The sequence below is a fragment of the Streptomyces sp. NPDC047017 genome (assembly GCF_040644175.1).
In the GTDB taxonomy this organism is placed as follows: Bacteria; Actinomycetota; Actinomycetes; order Streptomycetales; family Streptomycetaceae; genus Streptomyces.
Map to the genome: position 1 here is coordinate 285,852 of NZ_JBEYVW010000007.1, position 14,957 is coordinate 300,808.

Annotated in this window: 17 protein-coding genes; 6 read left to right on the forward strand and 11 right to left on the reverse strand. The window is 72.9% G+C overall.

The genetic code is table 11. The features are described from left to right. Window positions 1-14 precede the first annotated feature (14 nt). Window positions 15-671 (forward strand): class I SAM-dependent methyltransferase, encoded by a 657-nt coding sequence (locus tag ABZ858_RS14880; protein WP_361376918.1) that lies wholly within the window; start codon window positions 15-17, stop codon window positions 669-671. On the opposite strand, the gene ABZ858_RS14885 is transcribed toward ABZ858_RS14880, so the two are convergent. Next, window positions 650-1,282, reverse strand: coding sequence for an AraC family transcriptional regulator (locus ABZ858_RS14885; RefSeq protein WP_361376921.1), 633 nt, complete (start codon window positions 1,280-1,282; stop codon window positions 650-652). The two genes, ABZ858_RS14880 and ABZ858_RS14885, sit on opposite strands and share 22 nt — an antisense overlap. Window positions 1,283-1,454: 172 nt before the next feature. Then, on the reverse strand, window positions 1,455-1,853 hold the full coding sequence (locus ABZ858_RS14890; RefSeq protein ID WP_361376924.1) for a VOC family protein: 399 nt from the start codon (window positions 1,851-1,853) through the stop codon (window positions 1,455-1,457). Between the two features lie 303 nt (window positions 1,854-2,156). Between ABZ858_RS14890 and ABZ858_RS14895 the strand changes: the two genes are divergently transcribed. Both ABZ858_RS14895 and ABZ858_RS14900 read left to right on the forward strand, forming a co-directional pair. Beyond that, complete coding sequence (locus tag ABZ858_RS14895) at window positions 2,157-2,837, forward strand: hypothetical protein (protein WP_361376927.1); 681 nt, start codon at window positions 2,157-2,159, stop codon at window positions 2,835-2,837. Between the two features lie 161 nt (window positions 2,838-2,998). Beyond that, complete coding sequence (locus tag ABZ858_RS14900) at window positions 2,999-3,997, forward strand: alpha/beta hydrolase (protein WP_361376930.1); 999 nt, start codon at window positions 2,999-3,001, stop codon at window positions 3,995-3,997. A 30-nt stretch (window positions 3,998-4,027) separates the two neighbouring features. On the opposite strand, the gene ABZ858_RS14905 is transcribed toward ABZ858_RS14900, so the two are convergent. From ABZ858_RS14905 to ABZ858_RS14925, 5 genes are all read right to left on the reverse strand, one after another. Then, window positions 4,028-5,479 (reverse strand): FAD-dependent oxidoreductase, encoded by a 1,452-nt coding sequence (locus ABZ858_RS14905; RefSeq protein WP_361376933.1) that lies wholly within the window; start codon window positions 5,477-5,479, stop codon window positions 4,028-4,030. After that, window positions 5,472-6,665, reverse strand: a complete 1,194-nt coding sequence (locus ABZ858_RS14910; protein WP_361376936.1) for an MAB_1171c family putative transporter — start codon at window positions 6,663-6,665, stop codon at window positions 5,472-5,474. The genes ABZ858_RS14905 and ABZ858_RS14910 overlap by 8 nt, the downstream gene beginning before the upstream one ends. Continuing rightward, entirely contained in the window at window positions 6,662-7,270 is a 609-nt protein-coding gene (locus ABZ858_RS14915) for a toxin (RefSeq protein WP_361376939.1), read from the reverse strand. The genes ABZ858_RS14910 and ABZ858_RS14915 overlap by 4 nt, the downstream gene beginning before the upstream one ends. Further along, complete coding sequence (locus ABZ858_RS14920; RefSeq protein WP_361376942.1) at window positions 7,270-7,854, reverse strand: hypothetical protein; 585 nt, start codon at window positions 7,852-7,854, stop codon at window positions 7,270-7,272. Before ABZ858_RS14920 ends, ABZ858_RS14915 begins: the two co-directional genes overlap by 1 nt. Window positions 7,855-7,993: 139 nt before the next feature. Continuing rightward, window positions 7,994-8,560 (reverse strand): TetR family transcriptional regulator, encoded by a 567-nt coding sequence (locus ABZ858_RS14925; RefSeq protein ID WP_361377201.1) that lies wholly within the window; start codon window positions 8,558-8,560, stop codon window positions 7,994-7,996. Window positions 8,561-8,860: 300 nt separating this feature from the next. Here ABZ858_RS14925 and ABZ858_RS14930 point away from each other — a divergent pair, with 300 nt between their 5' ends. Further along, complete coding sequence (locus ABZ858_RS14930) at window positions 8,861-10,051, forward strand: cytochrome P450 (RefSeq protein WP_361376945.1); 1,191 nt, start codon at window positions 8,861-8,863, stop codon at window positions 10,049-10,051. A 7-nt stretch (window positions 10,052-10,058) separates the two neighbouring features. Further along, window positions 10,059-10,277, forward strand: a complete 219-nt coding sequence (locus ABZ858_RS14935; RefSeq protein WP_361376948.1) for a ferredoxin — start codon at window positions 10,059-10,061, stop codon at window positions 10,275-10,277. A gap of 175 nt (window positions 10,278-10,452) precedes the next feature. Here ABZ858_RS14935 and ABZ858_RS14940 read toward each other — a convergent pair whose 3' ends face one another. Then, a complete protein-coding gene (locus ABZ858_RS14940) occupies window positions 10,453-11,097 on the reverse strand; it encodes a dihydrofolate reductase family protein (RefSeq protein WP_361376951.1) in 645 nt (214 codons plus the stop codon). 58 nt (window positions 11,098-11,155) lie between these two features. Further along, window positions 11,156-11,854, reverse strand: a complete 699-nt coding sequence (locus tag ABZ858_RS14945) for a TetR/AcrR family transcriptional regulator C-terminal domain-containing protein (protein WP_361376953.1) — start codon at window positions 11,852-11,854, stop codon at window positions 11,156-11,158. Between the two features lie 114 nt (window positions 11,855-11,968). Here ABZ858_RS14945 and ABZ858_RS14950 point away from each other — a divergent pair, with 114 nt between their 5' ends. Continuing rightward, a complete protein-coding gene (locus tag ABZ858_RS14950) occupies window positions 11,969-13,345 on the forward strand; it encodes a serine hydrolase domain-containing protein (protein ID WP_361376956.1) in 1,377 nt (458 codons plus the stop codon). A gap of 124 nt (window positions 13,346-13,469) precedes the next feature. On the opposite strand, the gene ABZ858_RS14955 is transcribed toward ABZ858_RS14950, so the two are convergent. Beyond that, window positions 13,470-13,922: a flavodoxin domain-containing protein gene (locus ABZ858_RS14955; protein ID WP_361376959.1), complete on the reverse strand. Its 453-nt coding sequence runs from the start codon at window positions 13,920-13,922 to the stop codon at window positions 13,470-13,472. Between the two features lie 80 nt (window positions 13,923-14,002). Next, window positions 14,003-14,917, reverse strand: coding sequence for a LysR family transcriptional regulator (locus ABZ858_RS14960; RefSeq protein ID WP_361376962.1), 915 nt, complete (start codon window positions 14,915-14,917; stop codon window positions 14,003-14,005). Window positions 14,918-14,957 lie beyond the last annotated feature (40 nt).

A 14,957-nucleotide genomic window follows, 5' to 3' on the forward strand; every position in this document is an offset into this window, starting at 1 on the left:
CCGAGACTGCGGGCATGACAGAGAGAACCTTCACTCCCGCCCTCGGCCGCTTCGCTCCCACGCGGTTCTACGATCCGGTCGTCGCCACCGTCGCACGGGAGCGCGTATGGCGCCGGCTGGTCGTCGCACGGGTGGCGCCGCGCCCCGGTGAGCTGGTGGTCGACGTGGGCTGCGGCACCGGCTCACTGGCGCTGCTGCTGCACGCCGCCCAGCCGCAGGCCCGCGTCATCGGCGTCGATCCCGATGACCAGGTGCTGGCCAGGGCGCGGCGCAAGGCCGACGACGCCGGTGCCGCACCTCAGTGGCGGGTCGGCATGGGAGACACACTGCCGGCGCTGCTGGAGGCGGGCTCCGTGGACGCCGTGGTGTCCACGCTCGTCCTGCATCAGTGCCCGATGGAGATGAAGCGGGCGATCCTGGCGTCCATGGCGACGGTGCTGCGCCCCGGCGGACGGCTGGTGATCGCGGACTACGGCCTGCAGCGCACCCGGCTGATGCGCCTGGCCTTCCGTGTGGTCCAGTTCGCCGACGGCACCCAGGACACCCAGCCCAACGCCGACGGTGTCCTTCCGTCGCTGATGTCCGAGGCCGGGTTCCAGGACGTACGGGAGGCCGAGGTCGTACCCACGGCCACCGGGTCGATCTCCCTCTACACCGCGCGCCGGGAGTGAGCGCGCAGCAGCGGCAGCACGGACGCCGGGGTGACCCCCGTCAACTCCCGCATGCACCGGGTGAAGTGGGCCTGGTCGGCGAAGCCGCCGATGACCGCGGCACCGGCCAGGGTGTGCCCGTCCTCCAGCGCCTCGACCGTCCTGCGCAACCGCGCCCACATCCGCCAGCGGGTCAGCGGCATGCCGAGTTGGTGCCGTGCCAGCGCGCGCAGCCGCTGCGGTGACAGCCCCACCCGGGCGGCCAGGCCGGGCATGGGCATGTCCCGCTCCGTGGCCAGGCCCATGGCCGCCCTCAGCCGCGGGTCCAGTGCGCCGGACGGGTGCGCGCCGGCCCGGCGCACGTCCTCCTCCCGCAGGCCGCGCAGGTCACCGGCCACGGTGATGCCTTGACCGCACCGCGCCCGCAACTCGTCGGCGAACGCGCACTGCGGCTCGATGAAGAAGGTGAGGACGTCTTTCCGTGTGAGCATCCGGTGCGGTGTCATCGGCCGTACGGCCAGCGCCGCACCGCGATGGCACACCCCCGAGGCGTCCATGACGGCGACCTCGTCGCCCTCGACGGGGAGGGCGACCTGGAACGCCGCATGGGCGTGCTGGGAACTGTCCCTCACAGGGCCCTGATAGAGGGCGAAGCCGTCCCCGACGGCGAAACGCGGCCCGCTCCGCGGAACCATCACGGCCTCAGCTCCGGGAACCGCGTCACGGCGCCGGCAGCCGTGGCGGCGCGCACTTCGATGGTGTCGGTCACCACGGCAATCTACCGAGCGGCCGGGCTTCGCGCCGTCAGCGGCCGAACTTCTCGACGGCCTCCGGGGTGACCGGGGTGAAGAAGTTGACGAGGTTGCCGTCGGGGTCGCGGAACAGCAGGGAGCGATTGCCCCAGGGCATGGTGGTGGGCTCGTTGACGAAGTCGGTGACGAAGCCGGTGAGGTTGCGGTGCACGCGGTCGACGTCGTCGACCAGGAACTCCAGGATCACGCTGTGGTTGTCGGCCGGGCGGGAGGAGCCCGGCGCGAACAGCGGGACGGTGCGGGTGCCGGCGATGGCCAGTGTGGCGCCGGCCGTCCTGATCTCGGCGAAGTCCTCGGTGGACCAGTCCGCCGGGACACCGGTGGCCTTCTCGTAGAACGCGACGAGGCGGGCGACGTCGGCGGTGATGACGCGGATCGAGACGAAGTTCATGGTGCTGTCCTTGGTTGCTGTACTTGGTGCACGGGGCCGAACACTCAGAACGCTAGAACAGGTAGAGGACAGAATCCGCCCGGTATTCCGGTACGTCTTCCCGCGGCGGCTCCATGACCCGGTTCTCGGCGCCCCGACCGATACCGGCACATGTCTTTGTTCCGTACCATCACGGGAACACCGCTTGCAGCAGCAACGGCTGCAGGCGCCGAGAGCCAGCGCGAACTGAACACCAGTTCGTATTCGCATACGTCCACGGGCACGCAGTCACGCACTGCCGCCGCGGAAGGAGCCACATCCCTCATGTCGAAGACCGACACTGCTGCTACCGGCCTGACCACGCAGTACGCCGCTCAGGTGGCCACGGACCTGGAGAACAATCTCAAGGCACAGGAACGTATCAGCGGTGAAGTCGCCTCTCTGCAGGAGCAGTTGGCCTCGCTCCAGCAGGATCACGCGGTCCTGGTGAACGTCCAGCAGGCCCTCGGTGTCACCGCCGCTCCGCAGCGGCCCGCGACCGGCCGTGCCGCCAAGTCGGTGCCCGCGCCCCGCAAGAAGGCGCCCGCCAAGCCGGCCGCGAGCAAGCGCACGCCGGCCAAGAAGTCCGCCGCGCCGGCCCGCACCGCCACGGCCGGGAAGGCCACGCCGAAGCAGGACCAGAAGGACCCGAAGGTCCAGAAGAGCCAGAAGAACCAGAAGCAGGAGTCGGCTCCGGCGGCCGCGCAGCCCACCCTCGTCGAGATCGTCCGCGAGCACCTGGCCGCGCAGAAGGAGCCGCGGTCCGCGGCCGAGATCGCCACCGAGCTGGGCCGGCAGCACCCCGACCGCTCGGTCAAGACCACCGTGGTGCGCACCACCCTGGAGGGTCTGGTGGCCAAGAACCAGGCCCAGCGCAGCAAGCAGGGCACCTCCGTCTTCTACACGGCGCACGAGGCCGCCGAGGCCGCCCCGGCCGCCGAGCAGAAGCAGGACCAGAACGCCTGAGCGCGACGCCGGCACGGGCAGCTGAACCGCCGGGACACCTCCGGCGGCAGCTGCTCCGTGCGGCACCCGTTTTGCCGGTCCGGCAAACCCGCTCGCCTCCCGGCACGGTCCTGCGCATGATCGGTCCGAAGCCGGCGGAACCAGGGCGACGAGGAGCACACATGGCGCAGGGCCCGGCGAGGGCGGTACATCGGCTGGTCCCCTCTCCGGGCGGCCGCATCCATCTCGTGGAGCAGGGGTCCGGGCCGCTGGTGCTGCTCGTGCACGGCTTCCCGGAGTCCTGGTACTCCTGGCGGCACCAGCTGCCGGCCCTCGCCGCCGCGGGATACCGCGCGGTCGCGATCGACGTGCGCGGGTACGGCCGCTCCTCACGGCCGGCCGGACCGGACGCGTACCGGTTGCTGGAACTGGTGGCGGACAACGTCGCGGTGGTGCGTGCCCTCGGTGCGGAGTCGGCGGTGGTCGTCGGCCATGACTGGGGTGCCACTATCGCCGCGACCTCCGCCCTGGTCGAGCCGGACGTGTTCGGCGCGGTGGGCCTGCTGAGCGTTCCCTACACGCCGCCCGGCGGCCCCCGGCCCAGTGAGGTCTTCGCCCGGATGGGCGGCGAGGAGGAGTTCTACGTCTCCTACTTCCAGCAGCCGGGCCGCGCCGAGGCCGAGATCGAACCCGATGTACGCGGCTGGCTCGCGGGTTTCTACGCGGCCCTGTCGGCCGACACCATGCCCGCGCCCGGCGCCCCCGACCCGCACTTCGTCGGTGCGGCGGGGACCCTGCGGGACCGGTTCCCCACCGGCCGGCTCCCTTCCTGGCTCAGCGAACAGGACCTCGACGTGTACGCGGGCGAGTTCGAGCGGACCGGCCTGACCGGAGCGCTCGACCGCTACCGGGCCATGGACCGCGACTGGGAGGACCTCGCCGCCTTCAGGGGTGCTCCCCTCACCCAGCCGTCCCTGTTCGCCGGCGGCACCCTGGACGCCTCCACGACCTGGCTGGCCGACGCGATCGACGCGTACCCGGTCACCTTGCCCGGGCTGGTCTCCTGCCACCTCGTCGACAGCTGCGGCCACTGGATCCAGCAGGAACGCCCCGAGGAGGTCAACGGTCTCCTCGTCGACTGGCTGGCGGCACTTCCCGCGGCCGCCGTCCGGTCCCGCTGACCACCGGCGGGACCGGCCCCCGGCCCGGGGTCACACCGGCCGCTCCACCGCCTCCACCGCCTCCACCGTCGTGGCCGCCGTCGTCGGCAGGGCGGTCTCCCACTCGGCGTCGGTCAACGGGGGCCCCGGCAACCGGGCCTTCTTCGGGCCGAACAGCATGGGCAGGAGCATGCCGGGCGCGAACAGGCGGGTGGCGGGCCGCTCCAGGCTCATGACGTCCAGCAGGGCGCCGAGTGCGCGCGGGTCGCGGGCCCCGGTCGCCACGGCACGGTCGACGTACCGCGCGAGACACCGTTCCAGGACGGTGGGCGGGGTGTCGGTGGCGCCCGGGTAGAAGGCGTCCTGCCCCACCGCCAGCTCCCAGGCGGCGGCCACGGGGCGGGCGGCGGCGCGCTGGAGGCGGCGCGCGGTGCCGGGAGCGGTGAGGCCGGTGGAGCGGAGCAGTCCGCGGACGGCGAGAGCGCCCTGCGCGGCGACGGTCAGTCCGTGTCCGTAGACGGGGTTGTACCCGGCGACGGCGTCACCGAGGACGAGGAAGCCGTCGGGCCAGCGCCTCATCTTCTCGTAGTAGCGGCGGCGGTTGGCGGTGCTGCGGGAGAGGGTGACGTCACCGAGGGGCCGGGCGTGCTGGATCAGCCTGCCGATGACGGGGTCCGCGAGGCCCCGGGCGAACTCGACGAAGGCGTGCGGGTCGCCGCTCGGCTCGCCGCCGCGGGTGCCGGAGAGGGTGACGATCCACCGGTCGCCCTCGACGGGCAGGACGATGCCGCCCTGTCCCGGGGAAGTGGCCGGGTTGGCCTGCACGTTGACCAGGGGGAAGCCGGTGCCGGCGGTAGTGCCCGGGGCCTCGTAGAGGCGGGTCGCGTAGGTGACGCCGGCGTCGACCTCCCGCTCGGTGGCGCCCGGCAGGCCGAGGCCGGCCAGCCAGCCGGGGGCGCGCGAACCACGGCCGGTGGCGTCGACGACGAGATCGGCCGCGAGGGTGTGTTCCTCGCCCGCGGTGCGCAGCCGCAGACCGGTGACACGGTGGGCGTCGCCCTCCGGCCCGAGGGCGGTGGTGTCCTGGAGGAGGGTGGTCCGCTCGTGGCCGAGGACCCGGTCGCGCAGCACGGCGTCGAGCAGGTCCCGGGAGCAGACGAGGTTGCGGTGGTGGGTGGAGGTGAAGCGCCGGAACCAGATCTCGTTCGGGGCGCGGGAGACCATGTCGCCCATGATGTGCGCGAGGCGGCCGCCCTCGCTCACGACGTCGTCGACGACACCGGGCAGGAGGTCGTCGAAGGCCCGTACGCCGCCGCTCCAGACCAGATGGGCGTGGCGGGCCTGGGGCACACCGCGGCGCGGTGCGACGCCGCCGGGCAGGGTGTCCCGTTCGACGACGGTGACGTCGGCGAACTCGGTCAGCGCGGCCGCGGCGAACAGCCCCGCGGCGCTCGCGCCGATCACGACGGCCGTGGGCCGTCGCGCGGTCGTGGTGTCAGGCATGGGCGTTCAGGCTTTCTCGGCCGGCTGTCGTCCGGAGGACGCTGTCGATGAGGCGGGGGCGGCGCATGGCGTGCGCGACGGCGTCGAGCTGGTCGCTGATCTCCGGTCCGATCTGGGCCGGCCGTGCCTTCGGCGGGCTCGGGGTGCCGCCGCGGTACGCGTCGACGGCGGCCCGCAGGGCGACGGCTCCGGCGATCGCGCGGGCCTCCTGGGGCGGGTGCGTGGCCGACGCCGACCGGTGGGCGCGGTGGTAGAAGTCGCCGTCGTAGTAGGGGGCGAGCAGGCGCAGCGCGTCGTGGATGCGCTGCCGGCGTTGCAGCAGGCGCAGGTCCAGCGGCGCCCAGAAGCCGATGCGGGCGGCGGCCGCGGCCGGTTCGAGGACCCGCAGCGCCCGCCACAGGGGCCGCAGCCGCCGGTGGTCGCGCTGGTCGCGGCCCCACTGCTGGGCGGAAGGACCCAGTTGGGGGGCGATGAAGCCGAGGGCGACCAGGGTGGCTTCCAACAGCGCGAAGGGCGGAGCGACTTCGGTGCTGAGGACGTCCAGGTCGTCGCCGGCCCAGCGGGCGCCGATCGCGATCAGCTTGGCGATGTCGAAGAGCAGCCCGCAGGCGTTGCCGACCTGGAGCAGGACCACGCCGGTCTTCAGCCAGCGGTTGCCGATCCGGGGGAACCACTTCCACAGCATGGCGGCGGCGACCAGGGACGAGACCATGTGCGCGGCCAGGTAGAGCAGGATGTGCTCGCGCATCCACGGCGTGTTGGCGTAGTAGGTGTCGAGGTCGTAGATGCGCGGCTCGGGCACATGGGCGAGGAAGAAGGTGCCCCACAGGGCGGCGACGACACCGGCGTAGATCCAGTGGACCCGCCGCATCTTGCGCCGCCGGCGCGAGGACGGCTCCTCGCGCCAGCGCATGATCATGGTGAGGGCGGTGGCGCAGAACGCGGTGAGGAAGGAGTAGGCCCACGGCGAGGAGATGTTGGGGACGCCCGTCAGCCGGTTGAGCCGGTCGATGTTGACCGGGGTGATGACGACGAGGACCGCGGTGGCCCACGTCAGCAGCAGCATGGTCGCCCGTACGTCGGGATCGCGCCAGGCCCGCGCGAGCGTGGGGAACTTCAGGACCAGCGCCGTGGCCAGCAGGGCGGTCGGCACGACGTAGGGGATGTGGAAGTACGGATTCGTCAAAGGATGCGGCCCCCTCGGCTGAGGAGGGAGAGGTTGATGCGTCCTTCGACGGTCGCCGCGGTGACGGGGCCCTGCGCGTACCGGCCGGTCATCCAGGTGCGCACCTCGCGGCCGAACAGCAGGCCGAAGGTCTCGGCGTCCACCTCGTGCGCGTCGGCGGAGTCCGCGCGGGCCGCCACGGCCAGGACGGCCTCGCGGGGCACCTCGGCCGAGGCCAGGATCTGCCGGGCCGCGCGGTGCAGGGCCTGCGGTGTGTGACAGGTGCCGGGCGCGCGGGCGGCCGCGGGCAGGCCGCCCACGTGGTGGCCGCAGTCGCCTTGCTCCTCGTGCCATAACTCGTGTCCGAGGATGACGAGCTGGGCCTCGGGGACGGTCCCGGCCTCGACCACGATGATGGAGTGGTCCCCGCAGTCCAGGCGCAGGCCCGAGACGGGGATGTCCGGTGGGAACGCGCGGAAGACCAGTTGGACCGGGCGCCCGGCGCGCACGCTCATGGCCTGGCAGAAGGCGTGCATGACGGCCTTCGGCTCGGCGGGCCGCTGCACCGACTTCGCCGCCTCCCGGCACAGTTCGGCGAGCCGGGACTTCATCACTCTGGTACTCATCAGCGGGCATCTCCCTGTGGCGGCAGCACCGACCGCAGGACTCCTTCGAGTACGCGTTCCAGCTGGTCCCGGGTGAGGGAGCCGTGCGCCCGCAGGTCCGTTCCGGTCACGCCGTAACGTGCCATGAGGGCCTGCACCGGGTCCGCCTCGGGGTGCTCCAGCTCGTGCAGGGCCGGCAGCAGGGCGCGGTTGAGCGCCTCGGCCGCCGGGGCCGTGAAGAACGTCTCCCCGTCCTCGATCCCGAAGAACCGGACCAGGCCGTGCAGGAGTTCGACGCTGGGCACCTTCCTCCCGTCGCAGATCTGCCGCGCCCAGTACTCCGAGACACCGAGGCGGTGGGAGACTTCCGCGGCGAGTTCGGACATGCGCCGTCCGGTGCGTGCCAGGTCGGCCGCGGCCAGTGCCCTGATCCGCAGCCGCACCCGGTCGTTGACCGTGTCCGCCGGCATCGGGTCGCCCCGCAGCAGCCCGCGCACGACGTTCTCGGGCAGCGCCGTGCGGGCGGCGAGCGCGGCGGGGTCGAGGAACTCCGGGCGCCGCAGGCCGCGTCGGGCGATCGCGGCGTCCAGTCTCGCGAGTGTCACGGGGAGTTGGCAGGCCGTCTCCACCGGTGGACTCCCAGGGTCGCAGGGGCGGTAGCTGCTGTGCATGCGCACCCTACGCGACACCTACCCGACTCTCAACGATCGTTTACCAGCCCAAAATGATCGTTGACCGCCGCCGTCACCCCGCGGCCGGCGCACTCGTCGCGCGCGGGCCGCCACTCTCCTCCCCCGCCGTGCCGTCCAGGAGACGGTCGACGGCCGCGAGGACATGGGCGCAGACCTGATCCGGGTCCGCGCCCGCCAGGGGTTCCTGGCCCACCACGACCCGCATCAGGCCGATGCCGAGCAGCCAGGCCATGGCGAGCTGGGCGCGCAGGGCGCCGTCGTCGGCCGGTGAGAGGGCGGCGAGCACGGCGGCGTACTGGTCGCCCAGCTCGCGGACCGTGTCGGGAGCGGTGTCGGCGCCGCCGATGGAACGCAGGTACACGGCCAGCAGTTGGTCCGCGTCCCCTCCGGCGCCGCCCGCGAGGACGCCCCGCAGGGCCGTCTCGAACAGCCGCTCCGGCGGTGTGCCGGTGATCTGCTCCTGGCCGCTGCGGGCCATCACCTCGGTGAGCAGGGCACTCTTGGAGCCGAAGTAGCGGAAGATGAGCGCCTGGTTGACACCGGCCCGGGCGGCGATGTCCCGGACGGTGGCCGCCTCGTAGCCCCGCTCGGCGAAGAGTTCCCCGGCGGCCCGCAGGATGCGGGTGCGGGTCGCCCCGGCGTCACGCGGTCGGCGCGGGGTCCGCTCGGGCGGGGCCTGCTCGGGCGGCGTCTGTTCGGCCGGGGCCCGCCCCACCGGGGCCCGCTCGGGCGTGATAGCGCCGTCGTGCCGCGCCCGGTGCCGGATGTCCCCGCTGCTGTCCACCTGCGCTCCTTCTGCCGCCGTACGCCGATCAGCCCCGCCAAGGACCCGCCAGGGTAACGGCTGGTTCGCGTCGTTGACCGCACCGGACCCGGCTCCTACGCTTTGTAAGCGCCTGCTTACACAAGAGAGGTAGCTGTGACGACGACGAACGACACACCCCTCGCCTACCCTTTCAACTCCAGCAGCGACCTGGCCCTGTCGGAGGCGTACGAGCGCGCCCGCGACACCCCGGGGCTCCTGCGCGTCCAGATGCCGTACGGGGAGCCTGCCTGGCTGGCCACCCGCTACGCGGACGCCCGGCTGGTCCTGGGCGACCAGCGGTTCAGTCGCGCGCTGGGCCTGGAGCACGACGAGCCGCGCGCCTCCGAGGGCAGCCGGGACAGCGGCATCCTCAGCATGGACCCGCCCGACCACACCCGGCTGCGCTCCCTGGTGGCCAAGGCCTTCACGGTGCGCCAGGTCGAGAAGCTGCGCCCCCAGGTGCGGGAGCTGACCGGCCGCCTGCTGGACGAGATGGAGGCGGCGGGGCCGCCGGTGGATTTGGTCGACCGCTACGCCCTGCCCATCCCGGTCGCGGTGATCTGCCGGCTCCTCGGCGTGCCGGAGGAGGACCGGCCGCGGTTTCGCGAGTGGAGCGACGCCGCCCTGTCCACCAGCTCGCTGACCGCCGAGGAGTTCCTCCGCAACCGCGACGAACTGCGCGCCTACATGGCCCGGTTGATCACCGGGCATCGCGAGCACCCGCGGGACGACCTGATGACGGCCCTCATCGAGGCCCGCGACCACGGCGACCGGCTGTCCGAGCTGGAACTCGTCGACCTCTGCGTGGGCATCCTCGTCGCCGGTCACGAGACCACCGCCACCCAGATCCCCAACTTCGTCCTCACCCTGCTCGACCACCCCGGTGAACTGGCCCGCCTACGCGCCGAGCCGGGACTCATCACCGGCGCGGTCGAGGAGCTGCTGCGGTTCGTGCCGCTGGGCAGCGGAGCCGGCCAGCCCCGCTACGCCACCGAGGACATCGAGGTCGGCGGCACCCTGGTGCGGGCCGGGGAGCCGGTCCTGGTGGCCGTCGGCGCGGCCAACCGCGACGCGCTGCGCTTCTCCGCCCCCGGCACCCTCGACCTCTCCCGCGGCGGCAATCCCCACCTGGGTTTCGGCCACGGCGTCCACCACTGCCTGGGCGCGCCCCTGGCCCGGCTCGAACTCCAGGAGGCCATCGGCGCGCTGGTCACCCGCTTCCCGCGGCTGCGGCTGGCCGGTGACATCTCCTGGAAGACGGAGATGCTGGTGCGCGGGCCGCGGGTCATGCCGGTGGGCTGGTGAGGCGGCCGTGAGCTGGCAGCTGAGGGTCGACGGCGCACGCTGCATCGGTTCCGGGATGTGCGCGGGCGCCGCCCCGGACCTGTTCGCCCTCGACGACGAGCACGCCCGCCCCGTGCACGAGCGCATCCCGGACGACGACCGCGCGCTGGAGGCCGCCGACATCTGCCCGATGGTGGCCATCACGGTCCATGACGCGCAGGGCCGGGAGATCGGGCCGCGGGACTGACCCGCCGCACGCGGCGGCGCGGGGGAAAGGCACCGGAGGGCACCGGCGGCCTCTCCCCCGCACCCCGGATCACCCCGGCCGCGAGCCCACGCCCACCCGCGGGCCGCTTCCGGCGATCACCCGCGGGCCGCCTCCGACAGCCACCCGCGGGTCGCCTCCGACGGTCACCCGTGGGTCACTTCCGCCAGAACACGTGGTGCGCCACACCGCTCGGGCTGGGCACGACGTCGAGGTGGAAGCGGTCGAGCAGTTCGTCGGGCGACTCCCACAGCCGCACTCCGGACCCGAGCTTCATCGGGGAGACCACCACGTGCAGGGTGTCGACGAGGTCGGCGTCGAGGAACTCCCGGATGGTGGTGGCGCCGCCGCCGAGCCGGACGTCCTTGCCCTGTGCCGCCTCCCGCGCCTGGGCGAGGACGGAGGCCGGGTCGCCGCCGACGAAGTGGAAGGTGGTGTCGGAGAGCGTGAACGAAGGGCGTTCGTGGTGGGTCATCACGAACACCGGGGTGCGGAACGGGGGTTCGTCGCCCCACCAGCCGCGCCACTCGTCGTCCTGCCAGGGCCCGCGCTGGGGTCCGAACTTGTTGCGGCCCATGATCTCGGCGCCGATGTTGCGCCCGTAGTCCCGTGTGAAGTAGTCGTCGAGGCCCCGGCTGCCCCCGGGGTCGGTCCGCATGGGCCAGCTCGCCGTGGCCCCCGCCCAGGCGAACAGCCGCTCCGGATCGACATGGCCGAACGGCCGCTGGAGGGTCTGGTCCTCCCCGGCGCCGATGCCGTCGCTCGATACGTTGAAGTTCTGCACCCTCAGCAGCTGGGGCATGTGGTCCTCCCGTGTTCCGCCTGACTGACGATGACATGACTCCCCGGACCGGGAGAACTCATCGCTCGCGCCGGATGTCGTCCGCCGCGGCGAGGCGGGCCTCGAAGCCGTCGAGGACGGCCCGGAGACCGAAGACGAAGGCGTCCTCGGGTGCCGCGGCGTACTGCTCGGCGGCGGGGGTGCCCAGACGCTCGCGCAGCCGCGGGAACCGCAGGGCGGTCTCGGTGGCGCTCGCCATGGCGTCGTTCATCCGCTGTTCGGCGTCCTCGCCGTTCCTGGCGAGCCGGCGGGTGAGCGAGATCTGCGAGGCGGGTCCGAGCGCGCTGCCGAGCGCGAAGACGAACACGGTGGCGGCCGCCCGGTCCGCGTCGGCGGCGCCGAAGCCCGCCTTCTCGTAGATGGCCAGGCTCAGGTCGTTGTGGCGGGACTGGCCGGGGCCGTACAGGAAGTGGCTGCCGAACGCCTGGCCGAGCCAGGGGTGCCGGGTGAGCATCGCGTGCATGCCGGTGGCCTGGGCGGTGGCGGCCGTACGCCAGTCGGTGGTGTCGGGGTCGGGCTGGTCGATCTCGGTCCAGAGCACGTCACCGGCCAGCCGGACCAGATCGTCCTTGGTCTTGATGTGCCAGTAGACGGCGGTGGCGGCCGAGCCGAGCCGTTTGGCGAGGCTGCGCATGTTGAGGCCGTCCAGTCCTTCCTCGTCCAGCAGTTCGATGGCGGCGCGGATGATCCGGTCGGCGGTGAGCGTGTCCCGTGGCATGCCCACAGCTTACTTGCACTTAGTTCAGGAATGCTCTTGCACTTTGTTCAAGAAACGCTCTACGCTGTGTCTCGTACTTAGTTCAAGTCGGTTCGAGTCCCTGATGGGGGAGCGATGTTCCAGGAACAGCTGTCGGAGTTCGTCCGAGTCCAGGCCGAGCGGTTCGCGGTACCCGGTGCGGCCGTGGGTGTGCTGTCGGGCGGCCGGGAGACCTACGTGTCGCACGGGGTGACGAATCTCAGCAACCCGCAGCCGGTGGACGAGCACACCCTGTTCCATCTGGCCTCGGTGTCCAAGTCCTTCACGGCGACCGCGCTGATGCGCCTGGTCGCGGAGGGGAAGGTGGACCTGGACGCGCCGGTGCGGCGCTACGTCCCCGAGCTGAGGCTCGCCGACGAGGGGACCGCGGCCACGATCACCGTCCTCAACCTGCTCAACCACACCGCGGGCCTCGACTGGAACCTGATCGACGACGGTATGGGCGACCGCTCCCTGACCGGGCTCGTGGCGAAGCTGTCCGAGCTGCCGCTGATCGCGCCGCCCGGCGCCCGACCGTCGTACAGCCAGGCCGGGTACAACCTGGTCGGCCGGATCATCGAGAAGGTCACCGGGCTGCCCTTCGAGCAGGCCATGGCCGCGCTGGTCCTGGAACCCGTGGGCCTCACCGACACCGTGTACGGCCTGGCCGAGGTGATGCTCCGCAAGTTCGCGGTGGGCCACAACTTCGGCGACGACGGCGAAGCGCGCCTCGCCCGGCCGTGGGGGGCGTTCAAGGAGGGCGCGCGCGCCGACAACCCCGGCGGCGGGCTCGCCTCCTCGGTGAGCGATCTGCTGCGCTGGGCGCGGTTCCACCTCGGTGACGGCGGGGGCGTACTGCCCGCCCCGGCGCTGCACCGCATGCGGGAACAGACGGTCGCGCTGCGCGCGAGCACGCTCGGCGACGGCTTCGGCGTCTGCTGGTTCCTGCACGACCTGGACGGCGTCCAGGCGTTCGGGCACGGCGGCTCGGGCAACGGGCAGTTCGCCGAGCTGCTCATCGTCCCGGAACACGACGTCGCGGTGGTCGCCCTGGCCAACGCCGGCCCGGACGGCTACCTCCTCAACCAGTCCGTCGTGCGGTGGGTGCTCGAACACCACCTCGGCATCGTCCAGCGGGAGCCCGAGCCGGTCCCGTACGACGAGGAGCGGGCCCGGCAGGTCGCCGGCCACTACGAGATCGACGCCATGAACCTCGACATCGCCACCGACGGCACCCGCCTCACGCTGGCGGTCGGGATCAAGCCGGAGATCCGGGCGGCGTCGGACGAGGAGATGCCCCCGGACTACCCGGCCGCGGCGATCGGCCTCCTTCCCGGCGACGGCGACGAGTACGTCATCACCGAGGGCGGTCTGGCCGGGCAGCGCGGCTACTTCTCGCGCGCCGACGACGGTACGGTCACCGGCGTCGACCTCGCCGGCCGGCTGTTCGGCCGGGCCACGCAGCGCGTCTGACCTGTCCGGCAGGCCCTGGCGCCGGGGCGGCCCACGGACCGTGGGCCTGGGCCGTCGCCCCCGGCATCCAGCCCCGCGGGCACGCGGCCGCTCAGCCCCCGCAGCGGCTCGGCCCCGTGGCCGTTCAGCCCCGCAGCCGCGCGGCGAAGGCCCGCGCGGCGGCCAGGTCCGCGCCGTCCGGCCGCCGCTTGTTGATGCCGCCGACGAGCCTGAAAGGCGCCCAGGTGTCGAACGCCCGGCACACGAAGGTCCCGCTCACCTCGTAGCCCTTGCCTTCGAGGAGCCGGACCGGCGGACGGGTGAAGGGCGCGAACGGCGGCTCGGGGAGCCCGCTGGTGGCGAACACGAACGCGCGGCCCGGCCGGGCGGGAAGCCCCCTGACGAAGCCGGTCAGGGCGGGGTGCATCCGGGTGTGGAAGACGCCCGAGCCGAAGCCGACGAGGTCGGCGCCGGCCAGTTCCGCCGGGTCGGACTCCTCGGGGCTCACGACCTTCGCGTCCAGCACCTCGGCCATGGTGCCGGCGACCCGGCGCGTATTGCCGTGCGACACGGAGACGCACACGATGACGGCCTTCATCCTGACGGTCCTCTCTCTCGCTCCCGCACTGATGACAGGGCGGCCGCGCCGGAACTGACAGGACATGGGTGTGATGCGCGTCACTCCCCCGGCGCGCTCAGGGCCGCCGCCACGCGCATCGTGTCCCGCAGCCAGCGCTGGGCCGGGTCGGCGTCGAGGCGGGCGTGCCAGGACAGCCGGATCCGGAGGTCCGGCAGCCGCACGGGCAGGGGGAACCAGCGCAGGCCGAGCGCCTGGCCGTGCTGTACGGCCAGCCGTTCGGGGACGAGGCCGACGTATCCGCTGGAGGCGACCAGCAGGACGGCGACGGCGGAGGCGGGGACGACGGCGGCGACCTGGCGGGTGAGTCCTTCGGCTTCGAGGGCGCTGTCGAGGGGACCGCGCAGGCGGCCCCGGCGGGAGGTGGAGACATGCGGATGCTCGCAGAGCTGGGCGAGCGTCGGGGCGGTGTGCCGGGCCAGCGGATGGCCGGCGCGGACGATGCCGACCATCCGCTCGCGGTAGAGCGGGGCCGAGCGGATGTCGGGGGGTGTGGCGTCACCGGCGCCGATGTCCAAGTCGATCGAGCCGTCGCGCAGGTCCTCGACACTCTCGCTGCCCTCGGCGACGAAGCGCAGCACCACGCCGGGTGCGGCGGCCGCGGCGTTGACCGCCGCGGCCGCCAGCGTTGCGGCGACGCCGTCGTTGATGCGGAGGGTGAAGGTGCGTTCCAGGTCGGCGGCGCTGAACGCCCGGTCGTCGTGGACCAGCGCGGCCGCCTCGTCGAGCAGGGACCGTACGCGCGGGGCGGCCCGCAGCGCGAAGGGGGTGGGGGCCATGCCGCGGCCGGCCCGCACCAGGATCGGATCGTTCATCGCCCGCCGCAGCCGGCCCAGGGCCCGGCTGGTGGCCGGGATGGACAAATGGAGCCGCTCGGACGCCGCCGTGACGCTGTGCTCCTGCAAGAGGGCGTCGAAGACGCGCAGCAGGTTGAGATCGAGTTGCTCGGCCACCATGGTTGCACTGTACGCAACTCTGACTTGCCCATGTTGCGTG

Bases quoted from the DNA above. Each gene is read 5' to 3' on its own strand.
- ABZ858_RS14960 (WP_361376962.1), bottom strand. From the start codon at position 14,917: ATGGTGGCCGAGCAACTCGATCTCAACCTGCTGCGCGTCTTCGACGCC.
- ABZ858_RS14955 (WP_361376959.1), bottom strand. From the start codon at position 13,922: ATGAAGGCCGTCATCGTGTGCGTCTCCGTGTCGCACGGCAATACGCGC.
- ABZ858_RS14900 (WP_361376930.1), top strand. From the start codon at position 2,999: ATGGCGCAGGGCCCGGCGAGGGCGGTACATCGGCTGGTCCCCTCTCCG.
- ABZ858_RS14880 (WP_361376918.1), top strand. From the start codon at position 15: ATGACAGAGAGAACCTTCACTCCCGCCCTCGGCCGCTTCGCTCCCACG.
- ABZ858_RS14890 (WP_361376924.1), bottom strand. From the start codon at position 1,853: ATGAACTTCGTCTCGATCCGCGTCATCACCGCCGACGTCGCCCGCCTC.
- ABZ858_RS14950 (WP_361376956.1), top strand. From the start codon at position 11,969: ATGTTCCAGGAACAGCTGTCGGAGTTCGTCCGAGTCCAGGCCGAGCGG.
- ABZ858_RS14895 (WP_361376927.1), top strand. From the start codon at position 2,157: ATGTCGAAGACCGACACTGCTGCTACCGGCCTGACCACGCAGTACGCC.
- ABZ858_RS14905 (WP_361376933.1), bottom strand. From the start codon at position 5,479: ATGCCTGACACCACGACCGCGCGACGGCCCACGGCCGTCGTGATCGGC.
- ABZ858_RS14915 (WP_361376939.1), bottom strand. From the start codon at position 7,270: ATGAGTACCAGAGTGATGAAGTCCCGGCTCGCCGAACTGTGCCGGGAG.
- ABZ858_RS14945 (WP_361376953.1), bottom strand. From the start codon at position 11,854: ATGCCACGGGACACGCTCACCGCCGACCGGATCATCCGCGCCGCCATC.
- ABZ858_RS14940 (WP_361376951.1), bottom strand. From the start codon at position 11,097: ATGCCCCAGCTGCTGAGGGTGCAGAACTTCAACGTATCGAGCGACGGC.